The sequence below is a fragment of the Serratia sp. BNK-4 genome, from assembly GCF_048685115.1.
GTDB classification, from domain to species: domain Bacteria; phylum Pseudomonadota; class Gammaproteobacteria; order Enterobacterales; family Enterobacteriaceae; genus Serratia; species Serratia bockelmannii.
The window spans coordinates 203,151-222,579 of record NZ_JBLQTM010000001.1; the positions used below are offsets into that span (position 1 = coordinate 203,151).

Below are 19,429 nucleotides of genomic sequence, written 5' to 3' on the forward strand. Positions count from 1 at the left end.
GGGGCGCCAGGGCGGAGGGGGAGGCGTGTCAGAGGGTTTCGCTCAGCGTGGCGACCAGCACCGCCTTGATGGTGTGCAGCCGGTTTTCCGCCTGATCGAACACCACGCTGTGCGCCGATTCGAACACCTCGTCGGTCACTTCCATGCCGCCGTGCAGGTCGTACTGCTGCGCCATCTGCTTGCCGAGCGTGGTTTGGTCGTCGTGGAAAGCCGGCAGGCAGTGCAGGAACTTCACGTTCGGGTTGCCGGTCAGCTTCAGCATCGCCATGTTGACCTGATACGGCCGCAGCAGCGCGATACGTTCCTGCCAGGTCTCTTTCGGTTCACCCATCGACACCCACACGTCGGTGTAGAGGAAGTCGGCGTCTTGCACCCCTTCGGCGATGTCTTCGGTCAGGGTGAGTTTCGCGCCGGTTTGCTGCGCCAGCGCCTGGCATTCGGCCACCAGCTCCGGCTGCGGCCAGCAGGCCTTCGGCGCCACCAGCCGCAGATCCATGCCCGCCAGCGCGGCGGCTTCCAGCAGCGTGTTGCCCATGTTGTTGCGCGCGTCGCCGACGTACGCCAGCTTCACCTCGCTCAGCGCCTTGCCCGGCAGGTGTTCCTGCACGGTGAGCAGATCCGCCAGCAGCTGAGTGGGGTGGAACTCGTCGGTCAGGCCGTTCCACACCGGCACGCCGGCGTGTTCCGCCAGGGTTTCCACCAGCGCCTGGCCGTAGCCGCGGTATTGAATACCGTCGTACAGGCGGCCCAGCACCCGGGCGGTGTCTTTCATCGACTCTTTATGGCCGATCTGGCTGCCGCTTGGGCCGAGATAGGTCACCTGCGCACCCTGATCGAATGCGGCAACTTCGAAAGAGCATCGCGTGCGGGTCGAGTCTTTTTCGAAGATGAGCGCAATGTTTTTGCCCTGCAGCCGGCGCTGTTCCTGCCCCTGCTTCTTGGCCTGTTTCAGATCGGCCGAAAGCCGCAGCAGCGCCTGCAGCTCGGCGGGGGTGAAATCCATTAACCTCAGAAAGTGACGTTGGTAGAACGCATTGCCGGTGCTCATAGTCCGATTCCCTGATTGTGTAATTGAATTAAAATTCACTTTATATGTATGAATATTCAATTTCAACCCCAGCGAGGAAATCTTTCACGTTTATCGTGGAAGCAATGTCGGCGGTGTGTGAAAATAGAAGGAATGAAGGCCATTTGACTTGAGGATATAGGCATGGCAAACCGCGAATTGCTGGAAGAACAACGTGAAGAGACCCGCCTGATCATCGAAGAACTGCTGGAAGACGGCAGCGATCCGGACGCGCTCTACACCATCGAGCACCATCTGTCCGCCGAGAAATTTGAGGTTCTGGAGCAGGCCGCCGTTGAAGCCTTCAAGCTGGGCTACGAAGTGACCGACGCCGAAGAGCTGGAAGTGGAAGACGGTTCGATGGTGATGTGCTGCGACGTGATCAGCGAAGTCGGCCTGAACGCCGAGCTGATCGACGCCCAGGTAGAACAGCTGGTGGCGCTGGCGGAACGCTGCGGCGTCAACTACGACGGCTGGGGCACCTACTTCGAAGATCCGAACGGTGAAGACGGTGAGGATGACGAAGACGGCGACTACATCGACGAAGACGACGACGGCAAACGCCACTAATTAACCTCGCTTATTCACATGGGCCGGTTCTCGCCGGCCCCTGATATCCCCGTCGTCTTTCAAGCTGCAGCGTTGTTGGCTGCACTCTCTCACCCCAGTCACTTACCTGAGTAAGCTCCTGGGGATGAGTGAGCTGGCCGCCTAGCTGCGACTTGAAATACATAGGGCAATGAAGCCGATGACATACCAATCCCTGTTAGCCCCGATTTTAAGCTTCCTGCACTGTGAAACTCCCGACGCCTGGATCGACGCCGCGCGCCGTCCGGAAAACCTGCAGCTGTTGCTGACCGACCACCTGGTGTGCGAGCTGAAAGCCGCACAGACCGGCATGTGGCTGATCCGCCGCTACGTGGCGGACAAAGAGAGCGGCGACGCGCTGTTGGCGCTGCTGCGGCCCTACGAGGCGTTTCTGCACGAGGCGCAGGGCGCGCCGGACACGCTGTTCCGCCAGGGCCAGTTCACCCGCAAGATCCTGCCGAAAAACGGCTCGGCCTACGGCCAGGATCTGGCGGATCGCATGGTGCTGTTGATCAAGGAAGAGTTGCATCACTTCTCGCAGGTGCTGGAGATCATGCAGGCGCGCGGGATCCCGTATCGCAAGATCACCGCCAGCCGCTACGCCAAGGGCATGATACGCGAGATCCGCACCCACGATCCGGCGACGCTGATCGACAAACTGATCTGCGGCGCCTACATCGAAGCGCGATCCTGCGAACGCTTCGCCAAACTGGCGCCACACCTGGACGATGAGCTGAACCGCTTTTACGTCTCGCTGCTGCGATCCGAAGCGCGGCATTATCAGGACTACCTGACATTGGCCGAGCAGATCGCCGGCGGCGACATCAGCGAACGGGTGGCGCATTTCGGCCGCCTCGAAGCCGAGCTGATCCTGTCGCCGGACAGCGAGCTGCGTTTCCACAGCGGCGTGCCCGCCGCCGCCTGACGTTGAAGCGCGCCCTTACTGCGGCGCGCCCAGCAACAGATCCACCGCCTTTTCCGCCAGCATGATGGTTGGCGCATTGGTGTTGCCGCTGGTGAGCTGCGGCATCACCGAGCAGTCGATCACCCGCAGCCGTTCAAAACCGTGCACCCGCAGCTGCGGATCGGTCACCGCGTCCTGTGGCGACGGCCCCATGCGGCAACTGCCCACCGGGTGATACACCGTCTTGCAGAAGTTGCGCACGAACTCTTCCAGCTGCGCTTCATCGCGTGTCCACTCCGGCTGCGGCATCAGCAGGTCTTTGATCAGCGGCTTCAGCGCCGCGGTTTGCAGGAAATCCAGGCCGAACTTCACCGCGCGCACGCTGCCGGCCAGATCGTCCGGGTGGCCGAGGTAGTTGGCGTGCAGCTTGACCGGATCGCGCGGGTTGCTGCTGCGCAGCTGCACTTCGCCGCGCGCCTTCGGCTGCAGGTAGCCGACCTTGAGCGTGAAGCCGTGAATGTTCGGCAGCGGCTCGCCGGGCACGTCGTCCCAGCTGTCCAGCAGCGGCAGGAAGTGGATCTGCACGTCCGGCCGGCCGTCGCCCTGGCTGTCGGTGAAGGCGGCGCCTTCCAGCACGTTGGATGAGAGCACGCCGCTGCGAAACGCCAGCCACTGCGCGCCGTGGCTCAGCGCCTGCAGACCGCGATCGGCGCCGAACAGGCTGATCGGCTCGCGGGTGCTGACGTTGATCGACATGTGCAGATGGTCGTGGAAGTTTTTGCCCACCGGCAGATCCGCCCGCACCTCGATGCCCAGCTGCTGCAGGTGGTCGCGCGGGCCGATGCCGGACAGCATCAGCAGCTTCGGCGAACCGACCGCGCCGGCGCTGACGATCACCTCTTTGGTGGCGAGTGCGGTCACTTCGGCGCCGCCGTTCTGGCTGTAGACCACGCCGGTGGCGACGTTGCCCTCGAAGGTCAGCCGATGCGCCAGGGCGTTCAGTTTCACCACCAGCCGCCGTTCGTCGCGCACCGCCTTCAGGTAGGTGCGGGCGGTGCTGGCGCGTTCGCCGTTGTGGGTGGTGGTTTGGTAGAAACCGACGCCGTGCTGGCTGTCGCCGTTGAAGTCGTTGCGATAGGGCAGGTTCAGCTCCTGGCCGGCGCGGATAAACGCCATGCTCAGCGGGTGGCGGTAGCGGTTTTCGCTGACCGGCAGCAGCCCGTCGGCGCCGTGGTAGTCGTCGGACAGGCTTTCATTGGCCTCGGCGCGTTTGAAGTAGGGCAGCACATCCCGGTAGCTCCAGCCGGCGCAGCCATAGCGTTCGGCCCAGTCGTCGTAGTCCTGCGGCTGGCCGCGCAGGTAGATCATGCCGTTGACCGAACTGCTGCCGCCCAGCACCTTGCCCTGCGCGATCTGCATGCGGCGGTTATTTGCATGAGGTTCCGGTTCCGTCTCGTAGGGCCAGCTTTTTTTGGCGATGATCTTGGCCACCCCGGCCGGCATCTTGATAAACAGGTTATTGTCGTCGCCGCCGGCTTCCAGCAGCAGCACCCGCGCCTGGGTGCGGCGGATCAGCTGCGCCGCCAGCACGCAGCCGGCGGATCCGGCGCCGACGATGATGTAATCAAAGGTATTTTCCGACATGACAACTCTCCGTGCGCGATTGGGATACTGGCAGAGTAACGCGGGGGAAAAAGCGGTCAATTTGCGATCGTTAATTTATTAACGAACTTCACATTAAATTTACATTATGGTTTTTAACGTCAGTTTATCTGCTTGAAAAACGGCGTCATAGCGAGTTTTACTGATTGATTGCGATATTAATAAAATGGCGCAGCACGCTGCGCCATGATAGAGAGACGGGGGACGATTACAGCGTTTTCAGCATGGTGACTTCGCAATCGACGTGGCCGGTGGCGCCCATCGCGTGGTCGATGTGTTCGAAGCCCAGGTGTTCGTACAGTGCAACTGCCTGCGTCAGGCTGGCGGTGGTCTCGAGGTAACAACAGCGGAAGCCGTGCTGGCGGGCGAAATCCAGCGCCTGCAGCGCCAGGCGTTTCGCCAATCCTTTGCCGCGCAACACCGGCAGGAAATACATCTTCTGTAATTCGCAAATATCGTCTGCACCGCCCTGCAGCGGCGCGATGCCGCCGCCGCCGGCGACCTGGCCGTCCACCTCGATCACCCAGTAAGCGCTGCGCGGCAGGCTGTAGAGCTGATACAGGGCGTCCAGATTGGGATCGGAGACGGTATAGCCTTTATCCGCCGTCAGGCCGTGCTCGGCGGAGACTTCGCGAATGACGTGAGCAATGGCGGGATTGTCTTCCGCCGTGATGGGGCGCACCAGCAGGCGCGCCGGGGTTGCTGTTGTCATGTTTACACTCGCCATTGAAAGAGACCACGTTCGTTTTTCGTTTTTATCGCAGCACGAAACGCGCCGGGGATTATTTCCCGGCGGCGTCCCTGCAGCAGTAATATCTTGTAATAACATCTAACCCGGCCCGGATGCAACGGCGATAAAAAAACAGCGGGGAAGACCCCGCTGTTTTTCAGGCGTTGGCGTGAGCCGGTGGATTACAGTGCGGCGATGGTCGCCTGCTGTTCCTGCAGTTTCACTTTGCCTTCTTTACAGGCCGCAAGACGATCGCGTTCTTTGGCGACCACCGCCTCCGGCGCGCGTGCCACGAAGCCTTCGTTCGCCAGCTTGCCTTCGATCGAAGCGATTTCCGCATCCAGTTTACCCATCTCTTTCGCCAGACGCGCGATCTCGGCGTCCTTGTCGATGAAGCCGGCCATCGGGATCAGCAACTCGGCGCCGTCCACCAGCTTGGTGACGGAGACCGGGCCTTTCTCACCGGCTGGCAGCAGCGCGATGGATTCCAGGCGCGCCAGACGGGCGATAAAGCTTTGGTTCTCCTGCACGCGGCGCTGGGCGTCGGCGCTGCAGTTGCGTAGCAGCACGTCTAGCGTTTTGCTAGGCGCGATGTTCATTTCGGCGCGGATGTTGCGCACGGCGATGATGGTTTGCTTGATCCACTCCAGATCGTTCAGCGCCTGCTCGTCTTCCAGCGCGGCGTCGTAGGCCGGGAACGGCTGCAGCATGATGGTGTCTGCGGTCGTGCCGGTCAGCGGCTTCACGCGCTGCCAGATGGTTTCGGTGATGAACGGAATGATCGGGTGCGCCAGGCGCAGCAGCGCTTCCAGCACGGTGATCAGCGTGTGGCGGGTGCCGCGCTGTTCCGCTTCGCTGCCGTTGCTCACCACCGGCTTGGTCAGCTCCAGATACCAGTCGCAGAACTGGTTCCAGGTGAATTCGTACAGGATGTTGGCCGCCAGATCGAAGCGGTAGGTGTCCAGCGCTTCGCGGTAGGCTTTCACCGTGCGGTTGAATTCGGCCAGGATCCAGCGATCCGCCAGCGACAGCACTTTCTCGCCGCCGTTGAAGCCGCAGTCGTGCGCTTCGGTGTTCATCAGCACGAAGCGGCTGGCGTTCCACAGCTTGTTACAGAAGTTGCGGTAGCCTTCCAGGCGCTTCATGTCCCAGTTGATGTCGCGGCCGGTCGAGGCCAGCGCCGCCAGGGTGAAGCGCAGGGCGTCGGTGCCGTGCGGCTCGATGCCGTTCGGGAACTGCTTCTCGGTACGCTTGCGGATTTTCTCCGCCAGCTGCGGCTGCATCATGTTGCCGGTGCGTTTTTCCAGCAGATCTTCCAGCGAGATGCCGTCGACCATGTCCAGCGGGTCGATCACGTTGCCTTTCGACTTGGACATCTTCTGGCCTTCGTCGTCGCGGATAAGGCCGGTCATGTAGACGGTCTTGAACGGCACCTGCGGCTTGCCGTTTTCATCCTTGATGAAGTGCATGGTCAGCATGATCATGCGCGCGATCCAGAAGAAGATGATGTCGAAGCCGCTGACCATCACGCTGGTCGGGTGGAAGGTTTTCAGCGCCTCGGTCTGCTCCGGCCAGCCCAGGGTAGAGAAGGTCCACAGGCCGGACGAGAACCAGGTGTCCAGCACGTCTTCGTCCTGGGTCAGCACCACGTCGGCGCCCAGGTTGTTCTCGCTGCGCACTTCTTCTTCGCTGCGGCCCACGTAGACTTTGCCGTTCACGTCATACCAGGCCGGGATGCGGTGGCCCCACCACAGCTGACGCGAGATGCACCAGTCCTGAATGTCGCGCATCCAGCTGAAGTACATGTTTTCGTACTGCTTCGGCACGAACTGGATGTCGCCCTGTTCGACCGCTTCCACCGCCACTTTGGCCAGCGGCGCGGTGCGCACGTACCATTGGTCGGTCAGCATCGGCTCGATCACCACGCCGCCGCGGTCGCCGTAAGGCACCGTCAGGTCGTGCGGTTTGACCTCGTCCAGCAGGCCCAACTGATCGAAGGCGGCAACCACCGCTTTACGCGCGGCGAAGCGCTCCAGGCCGCGGAACTCGGCCGGGATCTCGTTGCAGTAGTCGGTGCAGACTTCGCCCAGGGTGTTGAACACTTCCGCTTCCTGACGGATGTCGCCGTCGAAGGTCAGAATGTTGATCATCGGCAGGCCGTGGCGTTTGCCGACTTCGTAGTCGTTGAAATCGTGCGCCGGGGTGATCTTCACGCAGCCGGTGCCTTTTTCCATATCGGCGTGTTCGTCGCCGACGATGCGGATGCGGCGGCCGACCAGCGGCAGAATGATCTCTTTGCCGATCAGGTCTTTATAGCGTGGATCTTCCGGGTTGACGGCCACGCCGGTATCGCCCAGCACGGTTTCCGGACGGGTGGTGGCGACCACCAGATAGTCTTTGCCCTCGGCGGTTTTCGCGCCGTCGGCCAGCGGGTAGCGCAGGTGCCACATGGAGCCTTTGGACTCGCGGTTTTCCACTTCCAGATCGGAGATGGCGGTGCGCAGCTTCGGATCCCAGTTCACCAGGCGCTTGCCGCGGTAGATCAGGTCTTCTTTGTGCAGACGGACAAACACTTCGCGCACCGCGTTCGACAGGCCTTCGTCCATGGTGAAGCGCTCGCGCTCCCAGTCCACGGAGTTGCCCAGACGGCGCATCTGGCGGGTGATGGTGCCGCCGGATTCCGCCTTCCACTGCCAGATTTTGTCGATGAACGCGTCACGGCCGTAGTCGTGGCGGGTTTTGCCTTCTTCCGCGGCGATCTTGCGCTCCACCACCATCTGGGTGGCGATGCCGGCGTGGTCGGTGCCCGCCTGCCACAGGGTGTTTTTACCCTGCATGCGCTGATAGCGAATCATGGTGTCCATGATGGTCTGCTGGAACGCGTGGCCCATGTGCAGGCTGCCAGTGACGTTCGGCGGCGGGATCATGATGCAGAAGCTTTCCTGGCTGGTGTCGCCGTTCGGCTTGAAGTAACCCTGATTCTCCCAGTGATCGTACAGCTTCTGTTCGATCTGTTTTGGGTCGTATGCGGTGTCGAGCTGACTGTTTGTCTTTTCCATTCTTTATCGTATTCAGTGAGTTGGCGGCGTAGCCGTGGTCAAATGGAAGCCGACGCTGCGATAGGCCTTGTAACGGTCGCGCGCCAACTGTTTCAGAGTGTCTTCGTAAGGAACGAAGTCTACCACTTCATGGAAAGCGGTAGCAAAATCGGCAAACTGCGGCAGCAGGGCGATCAGCAGATCGCGCGGGGCATTGCCGCGCTTGCCGGGCCAGCACAGTTCCACCGGCGCGCCGTAGTGCGGCCCTTCGCCGGCCAGATTGTGCGGCACGAATTCATGCGGCTCGCGCTGCCACAGCGCTTCGTCCAGCCGCTGGGCCTGCTCCTGGCTCTCGCAGGCGATCAGCACCCGCTTGCCGGAACGGAAGCCGCTGGCGGCAACGGCGCAGGCCACGGCCTCATGGGCGCTGAGCGCGCCTGACGGTTCCGCGTTGTCGAGCAAATAAAACGTCGCCTGTTTCATTAAGGATCCACCGCTGCCGATAAAAAAATGTAGGGGCACAGCATGCTGTGCCCCTTGGGATTATACCTGAATTACCGCTCAGATTTAATCGTCGCCGTTCAGACCTGCACGGTTGAGCAGGAACTGCGACAGCAGCGCCACCGGGCGGCCGGTCGCGCCCTTGGCTTTACCGGAGCGCCAGGCGGTGCCGGCGATATCCAGGTGTGCCCAGGTGTACTTGCGGGTGAAGCGCGACAGGAAGCAGGCGGCGGTGATGGCGCCACCAGGGCGGCCACCGATGTTCGCCATGTCGGCGAAGTTGGAGTCCAACTGCTCGTAGTACTCGTCGGCCATCGGCAGGCGCCAGGCGCGGTCGCCGGCCTGCTCGGAAGCGCCCAGCAGCTCGTGCGCCAGCGGGTTGTGGTTCGACATCAGGCCGGTGATGTGGTGGCCCAAGGCGATCACGCAGGCGCCGGTCAGGGTGGCGATGTCGATCACCAGCTCCGGCTCGAAGCGCTCGACGTAGGTCAGGGTGTCGCACAGCACCAGGCGGCCTTCGGCGTCGGTGTTGAGCACCTCGACGGTCTGGCCGGACATGGTGGTCAGCACGTCGCCCGGACGATACGCCCGGCCGCCCGGCATGTTTTCACAGCCGGCCAGCACGCCGATCACGTTCAGCGGCAGGTTCAGCTCCGCCACCACGCGCATCACGCCGTACACGGTCGCCGCGCCGCACATGTCGTATTTCATCTCGTCCATGCCGTCGGCCGGTTTGATCGAGATGCCGCCGGAGTCGAAGGTCAGCCCTTTACCTACCAGCACGATCGGCTTAGCGTCCGGATTTGGGTTGCCCTTATATTCCATCACCGACATCAATGATTCGTTCTGCGAACCGGCGCCGACCGCCAGATAGGCGTTCATGCCCAGCTCTTTCATCTGCTGTTCGCCGATGACGCGGGTGGTGATGTTGGTGCTGAAGGCGTCCGCCAACTGGCGGGCCTGCGAGGCCAGGTAGCCAGCGTTACAGATGTTCGGCGGCATGTTGCCGAGATCTTTGGCCGCCTTGATGCCGGAAGCCACCGCCAGACCGTGCTGAATCGCGCGCTCGCCGCTGGTGAGCTCACGGCGGGTCGGCACGTTGAACACCATTTTGCGCAGCGGACGACGCGGCTCCACTTTGTTGCTTTTCAGCTGATCGAAGGTGTAGAGCGTCTCTTTGGCGGTTTCTACCGCCTGACGCACTTTCCAGTAGGTGTTGCGGCCTTTCACGTGCAGTTCGGTCAGGAAGCAGACCGCTTCCATCGAGCCGGTGTCGTTGAGGGTATTGATGGTTTTCTGGATCACCTGCTTGTATTGGCGCTCATCGAGCTCGCGCTCTTTGCCGCAGCCGATCAGCAGGATGCGCTCGGAGAGAATGTTGGGCACATGGTGCAGTAGCAGCGTCTGCCCGACCTTGCCTTCCAGTTCGCCACGGCGCAGCAATGCGCTGATATAACCATCACTGATTTTGTCGAGTTGTTCTGCGATAGGGGACAGGCGGCGCGGTTCGAAAACGCCGACTACAATACAGGCACTGCGCTGTTTTTCCGGGCTACCGCTTTTTACACTGAACTCCATGCACTCTCCTGAATCTTAAAGACAAAGGCGGACGCTACGGCTAGAATAACCGACTCCGTAACGATCTCCTGCCATTTGAGTTAACGGATTATGTTAACCTGAACGGCATAAATTGCTCTGTTTTGGCGACTATAAGCAAGTTCCTATAGGACACCCAAACGGCTTGATGTTGTAATACTATTTTAGCTGTGAAGGTTGCCATATGATGAGAATAAATGGCGGATTAACGATGAAATTATCGATTTTCCTGCAAAAAGACAAGTTTTCACAGGCGTAATAAGCGTGATCATCATAAGATATCTGGTACGGGAAACGCTCAAGAGCCAAATCGCCATCCTGTTCATCCTGCTTCTGATCTTCTTTTGTCAGAATTTGGTCAGGGTGTTGGGCGACGCGGTGGACGGCAATATCCCGACAAACTTAGTACTCTCTCTGCTCGCGTTGGGCGTGCCGAAAATGGCGCAGCTCATCCTGCCTTTGAGCCTGTTTCTCGGCTTGCTGATGACGCTTGGGCGGTTGTATACCGAGAGCGAAATCACCGTTATGCACGCCTGCGGGCTGGGCAAGCGCACCCTGATTATCGCCGCCATGATCCTGGCGCTGCTCACCTCTGCGATCGCGGCGGTGAACGTGTTTTGGGCCGGCCCCTGGGCTTCGCGTTATCAGGACGTGGTGGTGAACGAAGCCAAGGCCAACCCGAGCATCGCCGGGCTGGCGGAAGGGCAGTTCAAACCCTCGCAGGATGGCAACGCGGTGCTGTTTATCGGCAACGTGAAGGGCAGCACCTTCAACGACGTGTTCCTGGCGCAGCTGCGGCCGAACGGCAACCAACGCCCGTCGGTGGTGGTGGCCGAGCACGGCAACATCGTGCAGCAGAAAGACGGCTCGCAGGTGGTGACGCTCGACAAGGGTACCCGCTTTGAAGGCACCGCGCTGCTGCGCGACTTCCGCATTACCGACTTCACCGACTACAAGGCGGTGATTGGCCACCGCACCGTGGCGGCGGATAACACCGAATCCGAACAGATGTCGATGCAGACGCTGTGGGAATCCGACGATCCGGACGCGCGCGCCGAGCTGCACTGGCGCCTGACGCTGGTGGTCTCGGTGGCGCTGATGGCGCTGCTGGTGGTGCCGCTCAGCGTGGTGAACCCGCGCCAGGGCCGCGTGCTGAGCATGCTGCCGGCCATCCTGCTGTATCTGATCTTCTTCCTGCTGCAGACCTCGCTGCGCTCCAACGCCGGCAAGGGCAAGCTGGATCCGATGCTGTGGCTGTGGCTGGTTAACGGCGTTTACTTGGCGATCGCGCTGGCGCTGAACCTGTGGGATACCGTGCCGATGCGCAAGCTGCGCGCACGCCTGAGAGGAGCGGCCTGATGTTTGGCGTATTAGACCGGTATATCGGCAAAACGATTTTCAACACCATCATCATGACGCTGTTCATGCTGGTGTCGCTGTCCGGCATCATCAAGTTCGTCGATCAGCTGCGCAAGGTCGGCCAGGGCGAATACACCGCGCTGAGCGCCGGCATGTACACCCTGCTGAGCGTGCCGAAAGACATCGAGATCTTCTTCCCGATGGCGGCGCTGCTTGGCGCGCTGCTCGGCCTGGGCCAACTGGCGACGCGCAGCGAACTGGTGGTGATGCAGGCTTCCGGCTTTACCCGCCTGCAGATCGCCGGCTCGGTGATGAAAACCGCCATTCCGCTGGTGCTGCTGACCATGGCGATCGGCGAGTGGGTAGCGCCGCAGGGCGAGCAGATGGCGCGCAACTACCGCGCCCAGCAGATGTACGGCGGCTCGCTGCTCTCCACCAAGAGCGGGCTGTGGGCGAAGGACGGCAACGACTTCATCTACATCGAGCGCGTCTCCGGCGACAAAGAACTCTCCGGCGTGAACATCTACCACTTCAACGATCAGCGTCGCCTGGAAACGGTGCGCTATGCCGCTACCGCCAGCTTCGAGAACGGCCTGTGGCAGCTTTCGCAGGTGGACACCTCGGATCTGACCAACCCGAAACAGGTGACCGGCACCCAGACGCTGACCGGCGAATGGAAAACTAACCTAACCCCGGACAAGCTGGGCGTGGTGGCGCTGGATCCGGATTCGCTCTCCATCAGCGGGCTGCACAACTACGTGAAGTACCTGAAGCAGAGCGGCCAGGAATCCAACCGTTACCAGCTCAACATGTGGAGCAAAATCTTCTCGCCGCTGTCGGTGGCGGTGATGATGCTGATGGCGCTGTCGTTCATCTTCGGCCCGCTGCGCAGCGTGCCGATGGGCATCCGCGTGGTGACCGGCATCAGCTTCGGCTTCCTGTTCTACGTGCTGGATCAGATCTTCGGCCCGCTGAGCATGGTCTACAGCATGCCGCCGGTGCTGGGCGCGCTGCTGCCGAGCATGCTGTTCCTGCTGATCAGCGTGTATATGCTGCTCAAACGCAAGTAGCGGGGCGATCGGTAGTGAAGAAAGGCGCGGCCGTGGGGCCGCGCCTTTTTTGTTGGGAGGATTAGCTAACGCTCAGCAGCGCGATGCCGGCATCCTGATAGGCCTGCGCGTCTTCCGGCAGGCGATCCAGCACCAGGGTATCGATCTGTGCAGGGGAGGCGAACTGCGCCAGCGAGGTGTTGCTCAGCTTGGAGTGATCGCACACTACGATCACTTGATTGGCATGCTCCACCATCGCGCGCTTGGTTTCGGCCAGCATGATGTCGGCCACACAGGCGCCTTGTTTCAGCGACAATGCGTTGGCACCCATAAACGCCTTGTCGATGTTCAGCGTATCCAGCAGCGAACGGCCGTTGATGGCGACCGCGCAGTGATAACCCTTTTTGACGATGCCACCCAGCAGGATGATCTGGATCGATTCGACGTCTTCCAGACTCTTGGCGATCATGAAATCGTTGGTGACCACGGTCAGGTTGCGGCGCTGGCGCAGATGGCGGGCGATCTGCAGGGTGGTGGTGCCAGTATCCAATACGATGATGTCGCCGTCTTCCACCAGGCCGGCGGCCAATTGACCGATTTGCTCCTTGGCGCTGAGGTTCACCTCTTCACGCTGATCAGAGCCGACCTCGAAGCTGGCGCGGGTGCGCAGAATGGCGCCGCCGTGGGTGCGTGTCAGCATACCGGCGTCTTCCAGAATGCGCAGATCGGTGCGGATGGTGGCGCCGGAGACGTTAAAGCGCGAGCTCATTTCCCCCACGGAGAGCTTGCGCTTCTCCTTGAGAATGGCGAGGAGTTTTTCCTGGCGCTCTTCTGCGAACATGCTCACTCATTCACTCCTGACAGGCACAATGGACGTGCGGCTAATATACCCCGCGTATCGGCGGCAGGCAAAGCGCTTGCCGGCCACCGAGGGCAATATTCCACCGGGCATTATCTGTGCGAGATGTGAAGGTTACGGCGCGTCGATCCTTTTTGGTATAGTCTACCCAGCAGCGTATTGGGTAGCGGGGCAGGCAGTTAATGGAATATGAAGAGAATATCAGTCACATTATCAGCAAGCATCTGGAAGCGGCATTAGGCGATTTCGGCGAGCTTATCTGGGCCTACGTGGTGTTATCCAAGAAAGATATGTCATGTATCTTTGGCGTCACCAATTATCCCGGTGAATGGGTAAAGCAATATAAAGAACAAGGGCTACAATATACCGATCCGGTAGTCATTACGGCGCTCAATCGCCTGACGCCTTTTGCCTGGGATGAAAATCTGATGGCCGGTGCCGGCTTCCGCTTTTCTGAGTTGTTCGAGCAAGCACGCGAATTCGGCGTAGCCGACGGCTATACCTTCGTGTTGCATGATTTTAATAATAATCTGGTGACCCTTTCCTTTACCCTCGCTGCCGAGCGCAAGGCGGAAACCATGCAGATGCTGAATCAGCATAAAGGCGATATTTCATTGCTGTTGGCATCGACCCATGAGATGTATTTGACGCTGACCTCACTGTCCGAAAAAAACACCGCGCGCCAAGAAAAAAACGCCCGTTTTACCGAGAGAGAAAACGAGATCCTCTATTGGGCCAGCGTAGGGAAAACCTACCAGGAAATGGGTATGATCCTGGGGATCAAAACCTGCACCATCAAGTTTCATATGGGGAACATTGTCAAAAAGCTGGGGGTGGCGAATGCCCGGCATGCTATCCGTTTAGGGATGGAACTTCAGCTGATTAAACCGGTGGGGTGATTAGAATGCAGGTTCGTCGCTCAACGGCCAGGCGTTTAGCATGTGCTCGTCTTGCGTATTCAACTTTTTGAATATTTTGTTTTTTAATGCCTCCTGGCTCTGACGATCAACGTGGCCCAACAGCAAATGAACGGGCTCGTTCTTTTCCGATATGCCTGTCTTCAGCAGCGTGACGTTCCAGCCGGAGCTTTTGATGATATGCAACATCGGATGGCTGGAGACGGCCAGTATGCCGTCATAGCCGTGTTGCCGCGCATAGTTGATCAGCGATAAGAACAGCGCCAGAGTCACAGGGAACCGGCGACCCAGCAGTGACTGGGTTCTTTCTTTATCGACGAAAAAGCGTGTGGATTCGATGAAATTCCCTTCTGGAATGACGATGTCATGAAAGAAAGAGGAAAATGCGCTGTTCAGCATATTCTTGTGTTTCATATCAATCATCCTGGTACCACAAACTATCATGTTGTCCTTTACGCCAAATATATAGTTTGTCTTATCATTATCAAACTCATCCAGCTCCTTGCCGTCTGAACAGTTCACGGCCCATTGCAGCCTGTCTTTAAAGACATTTTTCCTTAAAACATAAAGTTCTGCTGATTTTTCGGTGCTCATTGATGCGTAGTTGGTGCTGTAAATATTAAACATAATGTTACCTTTGAATAAATTAAGAGAAATAACTTTATCCAGTAACATCAGCGAAGTTTCACTACGAGCATGCCGGTGCGTGAGAATGATAAGGCTTTTTAAGCGATCGGCGCTAACCTTATTATGCCGTGCCGCGAGGCAGTTTCAGGGCAATGGCACAGTGAACACAGCAGGCCGGCGAAATTGAACGGCCTGGCCGATTAAAGACAGGAGAGGATTCCAGAATTGCTATCATGGGCTGCCCGGCCTTGTCTGCCATGGCGAAATATTAACTGGTGATTTTATAATGAATGGTGTCTTAATTATTTTAATAGTGAATTGGTGATATTTTCCTACTGAAGATTTGCCTATAAGGCATGACTTCGTCGTCCCGCAGAGGAATAAGCGTGAAAATGGCGGCCAGTGTGATTTTTACAGTATGTCCTCGGACCTGTACTCCTGCGTGACCAAGTCCGCTCTTAAAAAATATCTGATAGAGATCACATTATTGTAATGACAGGAACGGTGCTATTTCGTGATGGTTCTGCGGGTATGTTGGGCTGCTGGGTGAAATGAGCAATGTGTGGTGGTCTTGATAGAACGCCGTGGCGGCTGAGATACAGAGCGAAAAATAGTGCTAGCACCCGATTTCCGCTATGTGAAATAATAACCCAACTGAACTGATGAAGGTCTAGTAGGGTACTATACTTTAGTCTAACTAGCTTCTAACTCCCTAAGGCGATACACTTTTCTAGTCAATTTTTGATGAAAAAAACATAAAAAAAACCTGACCTCGTAGGGTCAGGCTGCCAAGATCGGCCAACACCAGGGAAAATTTTCTTACACCATCTTAAAGCTATCAACTCAGCAGAGGCAAGTGTTCTCTGCTGGTTTTTAGCTTTGGGTTGCTGTTTTGTTACGTATGCACGCTATTTTCTGTTGGTTCTAGATAAAATCCCATATCAAGAAATAACATCTCTCCCCTGACAACCCCGTTCCCATTGACTTATTCCAGTTATGACTGCCGTAGATGAAAAAATAGTGTTGTCGAAATGTTGTGCAAACATATTTTTTATTGGCTGAATTATTGTGATGCAATTATTTTCAGCATTGTTATCCCGGTTCGGGATTATTTGGCATCGTTTACATAGATCGGGGGAGTAACAAGCATAACCCGACAAGCGGCGAGCCAAGGTTATAAAGACGCGTGAGCTGACAAAAAAGCGAATGAGGCCCGATGGCTTATAACAGCCATCGGGCCTTGTGCTATGTGGGAAGAAACATTACAACGGTTGGCTGAACTCCACCCGCTCACCGTCCGGCCCGGCGATCATCAGATAGCGCACGCCGTTGGCGCCGCTGGGCTGCAGCGTCGGCCCTTCAATCACCGGATAGCCCAGATCCGCCAGCCAGCGTTGCGTGGCCGCCAGATCGGTGACCCGCAAAGCGATGTGGTCGATACCATAGGCGCTGGCGGGGCGAGTCAGCCCTTCGGCGGGTAGCTGGTATAACTCCAGCGTTAACTCACCCAACTGCAAAAACTGTACGGTGACGGGGCCGCTGAGCGCCAGCGTTTGCCGGGGTTCGAAACCGAGTGAACGATAGAAGCCGGCGGCTCGTTCGATATCGGCGCAGCGCAAACCGACGTGCATCAGCCCGTTAATTCGGTGTGCCATATCAAATCCCCTTGCGCGCGCAGTAGAAGCCATAGAAGGCGACGTAGGCGAAGCAGACCAGCGGCACCGCGAAGGCGATCTGCATATCGCCGCCGTTGAGATCGGAGATGATGCCCATGATTAACGGCACCACCGCACCGCCGATGATCGACATCACTACGATCGAACCGGCCACCTGAGTTTCTTCGCCCAGCCCTTTGATCGTCAGGCCAAAGTTGGTTGGCCAGCACAGCGCCATGCAAAAGTTGACGCCCATGATCGCCACCACCGCCAGCAGGCTTTGGATGTTGACGGCCAGCAGCAACAGCAGCACGCATACCGAACAAAACACGCCGAGCAGCCGCGCCGGGCTGAACTTTTTCATCAGCGCGGTGGTGACCACCTTGCCGGCCGAGTAACAGACCAGCGTGGCCAGCAGCCAGTAGGTGGCTGAATGCTCGGTTGCCCCCTGTTCAATCATCTGCACAAAACGAATGGTGAAACTCCACAGCCCTACCTGCGCGCCGACATACAGGAACTGCGACAGCACCCCCAACCGGAAGCGCGGCAGCGCCAGCAGGATCTTCAGCGATTGCATCAGCGGCTTGCCTGCTCCCTGGTGCGAGCGTTGGGTTTTACAGGCGGGGAATTTCACCGCCACGAAGATCAGTGCCAACACGATCAGCACGCTGCCGATGATCAGATAAGGTGTGACCACCTGCGACACCATCTGGGTGCGTGCCGCTTCGGCCGCCGCCGGTGGCATCTGCAGCAGCTCGGCATGGCTGGGATCGTTTTTGCCGAACACCAGCTGCTGGCCGATCAATACGCCAAAAATGATCCCCAGCGAGTTGAAGATCTGCGAGAAGTTGATGCGCTGGGTGGAGGTTTCCAGCGGCCCCAGCAGGCTGGAGTAAGTATTGGCGGAGGTTTCCAGGAACGACAGCCCGGTGGCGATCACCCCCAGGCAGGCCAGGAAGGCGCCGTAGGTCATGATCTGCGCTGCCGGGATAAACAGGAAACAGCCGAGCGCGTACAGGCACAGGCCGATCACGATCGCCACCTTGTACGAGTAGCGTTTGATCACCGCTGCGGCGGGCAGCGCCATCACGAAGTAGCCGAGGAAGAAGATCGACTGCACCAGTGCGGTTTGGGTATCCGACAGATCGAAGCCTTTTTTGAACTGGGCGATCAGAATATCGTTCAGGTTGCCGGCCATGCCCCACAGGGCGAACAGGCAGCAGACCAGCATCAGCTGCAGCCAGGGCGTGGCGGGAAGATAGGCGCTGCGGTCGATACTTTCGGCCGCGGCGTGCGGCGCGATGTCGCCCTTGTTAATCAGAGAGTCGCTCATTGCGGTGTTCCTTCATCCGGAGAAAAAGAGAACGAGCTAATAACGTCAAGCTGTTCGTAGAGGGGCTGCGCCTGGCGGTAGAGCTGTTCGAACAGCTCGAAGCAGCGCAGGTAGTGCTCGTGCTGGCGCGGATCGGGAGTAAATTCGCGCTCGATGCTGACGGTGCGGCTCACCCCCTGGGCAAAACTGCTGAACAGCCCGACGCCGACCCCGGCGACGATCGCGCAGCCGGTGGTGCCGTTCTCCTGATTGCGCGTCTGCAGCAGCGGCAGGTTATAGACCGAGGCTTTGATCTGCAGCCACAGCGGGCTGCGTGCGCCGCCGCCGGAGGCGATCATTGCCTCCGGCTCCTGTGCGTGGCGCCTGAGCTGCTGGAGATTACGCAGGGAGGCCAGCGCTACGCCTTCCAGCACCGCGCGGTAGAGATGCGGCTGCCTATGCTTGCGCTGCAGGCCGAAGAACTGCGCGCGCGAGTTGGTGTGTTCCGCCAGCCGCTCGCCGGTCAGGTAGGGCAGGAACAGCAGCCCCTCGGCACCCGGCGGCACCTCGGCCGCCATATCGAGCATCTGCTGATGGCTGAGTTGGCCGGCGCTCAGCGCCGAACGCGCCCAGCGCATGGCGTCGCCACCGGCATCAAGCAGGGTAAAACCGCCCCAGGCCGAGTTGGCCAGGTGCAGGTTGTTGACGCTGGCAGAGAGCAGCGGGTGTTCCGAGACCACGGTGAGCAGCGTGGAGGTGCCGGTGCTGTCGGAGGCGATGCCGGCCTGATAGACGCCGGAACCGAGCAGGGTAGCGGCCATATCCGCCGTGCCCGCTACCACCGGCACGCCCGGCGGCAGACCGGTCACGCGTGCCGCTGCGGGCGTAATGTGGCCAATCACCTCGCTGGAGAGGTGGATGGCGGGCAGCTGATCGGCGCGCAGCCCGAACTGCCGTAGCGCCTCTGGCGACCACTGCAGCGTGGCGCTGTCCATCAGGTAATAGCAGGAGGCTTCACTGTAGTCGGTGGCGCGTACGCCGCAGAGCCGGAAATTGACGTAATCCTTAGGCATCAACACCGTGGCGATGCGCTCCCACTGCGATGGGTGATGCTCACACAGCCAGGCCAGCTTGAACGCCGGCCAGGCGGCGGTGGGGGGATTGTTCAACAGTTCGAGCCAGGGCTGCGGCGGCTGTTGGTGGCTAAAGCGTGCCACCTGCGGCTGCGCGCGTTTGTCGTTCCACAGCATGGCGCGATCGACGACCAGCTCGCCGTCGGCATCGAGCAAGACCGTGCCGTGCATTTGCCCGCAGGCACCGACGGCGGCGATACGCGGCCAGTATTCGGCGTAGCGCGCGTACAGCTCCTGCGTACACTGGCAGACACTCTGCCACCACAGTGAAGGCGGTTGTTCCGACCAACCGGCCTGCGGCGTGATCTGCTCGTACTCGCGCTGCGCGAAGCCAAGGATTTCCCCGGTGTTGGTGACCAGCCCGGCGCGGGTGCTGCCGGTGCCAATATCAAGGGTAAGAAGTAAATCTTTCATTGTTATCACTCCCGTGGCG

16 protein-coding genes are annotated in these 19,429 nt (G+C 59.3%); 5 read left to right on the plus strand and 11 right to left on the minus strand.

Going from position 1 to position 19,429, the window contains the following annotated elements; translation table 11 throughout:
• Positions 1 to 28: 28 nt before the first annotated feature.
• Positions 29 to 1,048: an ornithine carbamoyltransferase gene (gene argF, locus ACMGGW_RS00950; RefSeq protein WP_049294756.1), complete on the minus strand. Its 1,020-nt coding sequence runs from the start codon at positions 1,046 to 1,048 to the stop codon at positions 29 to 31.
• A 162-nt stretch (positions 1,049 to 1,210) separates the two neighbouring features.
• Here argF and rraB point away from each other — a divergent pair, with 162 nt between their 5' ends.
• Complete coding sequence (gene rraB, locus ACMGGW_RS00955; RefSeq protein WP_025305115.1) at positions 1,211 to 1,636, plus strand: ribonuclease E inhibitor RraB; 426 nt, start codon at positions 1,211 to 1,213, stop codon at positions 1,634 to 1,636.
• Positions 1,637 to 1,814: 178 nt separating this feature from the next.
• Entirely contained in the window at positions 1,815 to 2,579 is a 765-nt protein-coding gene (gene miaE / locus ACMGGW_RS00960; RefSeq protein ID WP_015376459.1) for a tRNA isopentenyl-2-thiomethyl-A-37 hydroxylase MiaE, read from the plus strand.
• 15 nt (positions 2,580 to 2,594) lie between these two features.
• Here the strand turns inward: miaE and ACMGGW_RS00965 are convergent, their stop codons facing one another.
• From ACMGGW_RS00965 to pepA, 5 genes are all read right to left on the minus strand, one after another.
• Complete coding sequence (locus tag ACMGGW_RS00965) at positions 2,595 to 4,202, minus strand: GMC family oxidoreductase (RefSeq protein ID WP_164100042.1); 1,608 nt, start codon at positions 4,200 to 4,202, stop codon at positions 2,595 to 2,597.
• A gap of 226 nt (positions 4,203 to 4,428) precedes the next feature.
• Positions 4,429 to 4,932, minus strand: a complete 504-nt coding sequence (locus ACMGGW_RS00970) for a GNAT family N-acetyltransferase (protein WP_004933360.1) — start codon at positions 4,930 to 4,932, stop codon at positions 4,429 to 4,431.
• Between the two features lie 200 nt (positions 4,933 to 5,132).
• Positions 5,133 to 8,009, minus strand: a complete 2,877-nt coding sequence (locus tag ACMGGW_RS00975; protein WP_049208824.1) for a valine--tRNA ligase — start codon at positions 8,007 to 8,009, stop codon at positions 5,133 to 5,135.
• A 12-nt stretch (positions 8,010 to 8,021) separates the two neighbouring features.
• Positions 8,022 to 8,471: a DNA polymerase III subunit chi gene (locus ACMGGW_RS00980; protein WP_025305119.1), complete on the minus strand. Its 450-nt coding sequence runs from the start codon at positions 8,469 to 8,471 to the stop codon at positions 8,022 to 8,024.
• Between the two features lie 84 nt (positions 8,472 to 8,555).
• The gene (gene pepA, locus ACMGGW_RS00985; protein WP_004933352.1) at positions 8,556 to 10,067 is read right to left on the minus strand and encodes a leucyl aminopeptidase; all 1,512 of its coding nucleotides are present in this window, start codon (positions 10,065 to 10,067) and stop codon (positions 8,556 to 8,558) included.
• A gap of 282 nt (positions 10,068 to 10,349) precedes the next feature.
• Between pepA and lptF the strand changes: the two genes are divergently transcribed.
• Both lptF and lptG read left to right on the plus strand, forming a co-directional pair.
• A complete protein-coding gene (lptF, locus tag ACMGGW_RS00990; protein WP_025305120.1) occupies positions 10,350 to 11,444 on the plus strand; it encodes an LPS export ABC transporter permease LptF in 1,095 nt (364 codons plus the stop codon).
• Positions 11,444 to 12,514, plus strand: a complete 1,071-nt coding sequence (gene lptG / locus ACMGGW_RS00995; protein WP_019453290.1) for an LPS export ABC transporter permease LptG — start codon at positions 11,444 to 11,446, stop codon at positions 12,512 to 12,514. Before lptF ends, lptG begins: the two co-directional genes overlap by 1 nt.
• Before the next feature lie 61 nt (positions 12,515 to 12,575).
• Here lptG and ACMGGW_RS01000 read toward each other — a convergent pair whose 3' ends face one another.
• Positions 12,576 to 13,334, minus strand: coding sequence for a DeoR/GlpR family DNA-binding transcription regulator (locus ACMGGW_RS01000; protein WP_033636877.1), 759 nt, complete (start codon positions 13,332 to 13,334; stop codon positions 12,576 to 12,578).
• A 200-nt stretch (positions 13,335 to 13,534) separates the two neighbouring features.
• On the opposite strand from ACMGGW_RS01000, the gene ACMGGW_RS01005 reads away from it, so the two are divergent.
• Positions 13,535 to 14,251, plus strand: coding sequence for a helix-turn-helix transcriptional regulator (locus tag ACMGGW_RS01005; RefSeq protein WP_033636878.1), 717 nt, complete (start codon positions 13,535 to 13,537; stop codon positions 14,249 to 14,251).
• On the opposite strand, the gene ACMGGW_RS01010 is transcribed toward ACMGGW_RS01005, so the two are convergent.
• The 4 genes from ACMGGW_RS01010 to ACMGGW_RS01025 form a co-directional block, all read right to left on the minus strand.
• Positions 14,252 to 14,944, minus strand: a complete 693-nt coding sequence (locus ACMGGW_RS01010) for an acyl-homoserine-lactone synthase (protein WP_080352488.1) — start codon at positions 14,942 to 14,944, stop codon at positions 14,252 to 14,254.
• A 1,214-nt stretch (positions 14,945 to 16,158) separates the two neighbouring features.
• A complete protein-coding gene (locus tag ACMGGW_RS01015; RefSeq protein WP_049208826.1) occupies positions 16,159 to 16,551 on the minus strand; it encodes a VOC family protein in 393 nt (130 codons plus the stop codon).
• A 1-nt stretch (position 16,552) separates the two neighbouring features.
• Positions 16,553 to 17,884 (minus strand): L-fucose:H+ symporter permease, encoded by a 1,332-nt coding sequence (fucP, locus tag ACMGGW_RS01020; RefSeq protein WP_197832119.1) that lies wholly within the window; start codon positions 17,882 to 17,884, stop codon positions 16,553 to 16,555.
• Positions 17,881 to 19,410, minus strand: a complete 1,530-nt coding sequence (locus tag ACMGGW_RS01025; RefSeq protein ID WP_197832120.1) for a xylulokinase — start codon at positions 19,408 to 19,410, stop codon at positions 17,881 to 17,883. Before ACMGGW_RS01025 ends, fucP begins: the two co-directional genes overlap by 4 nt.
• Positions 19,411 to 19,429 lie beyond the last annotated feature (19 nt).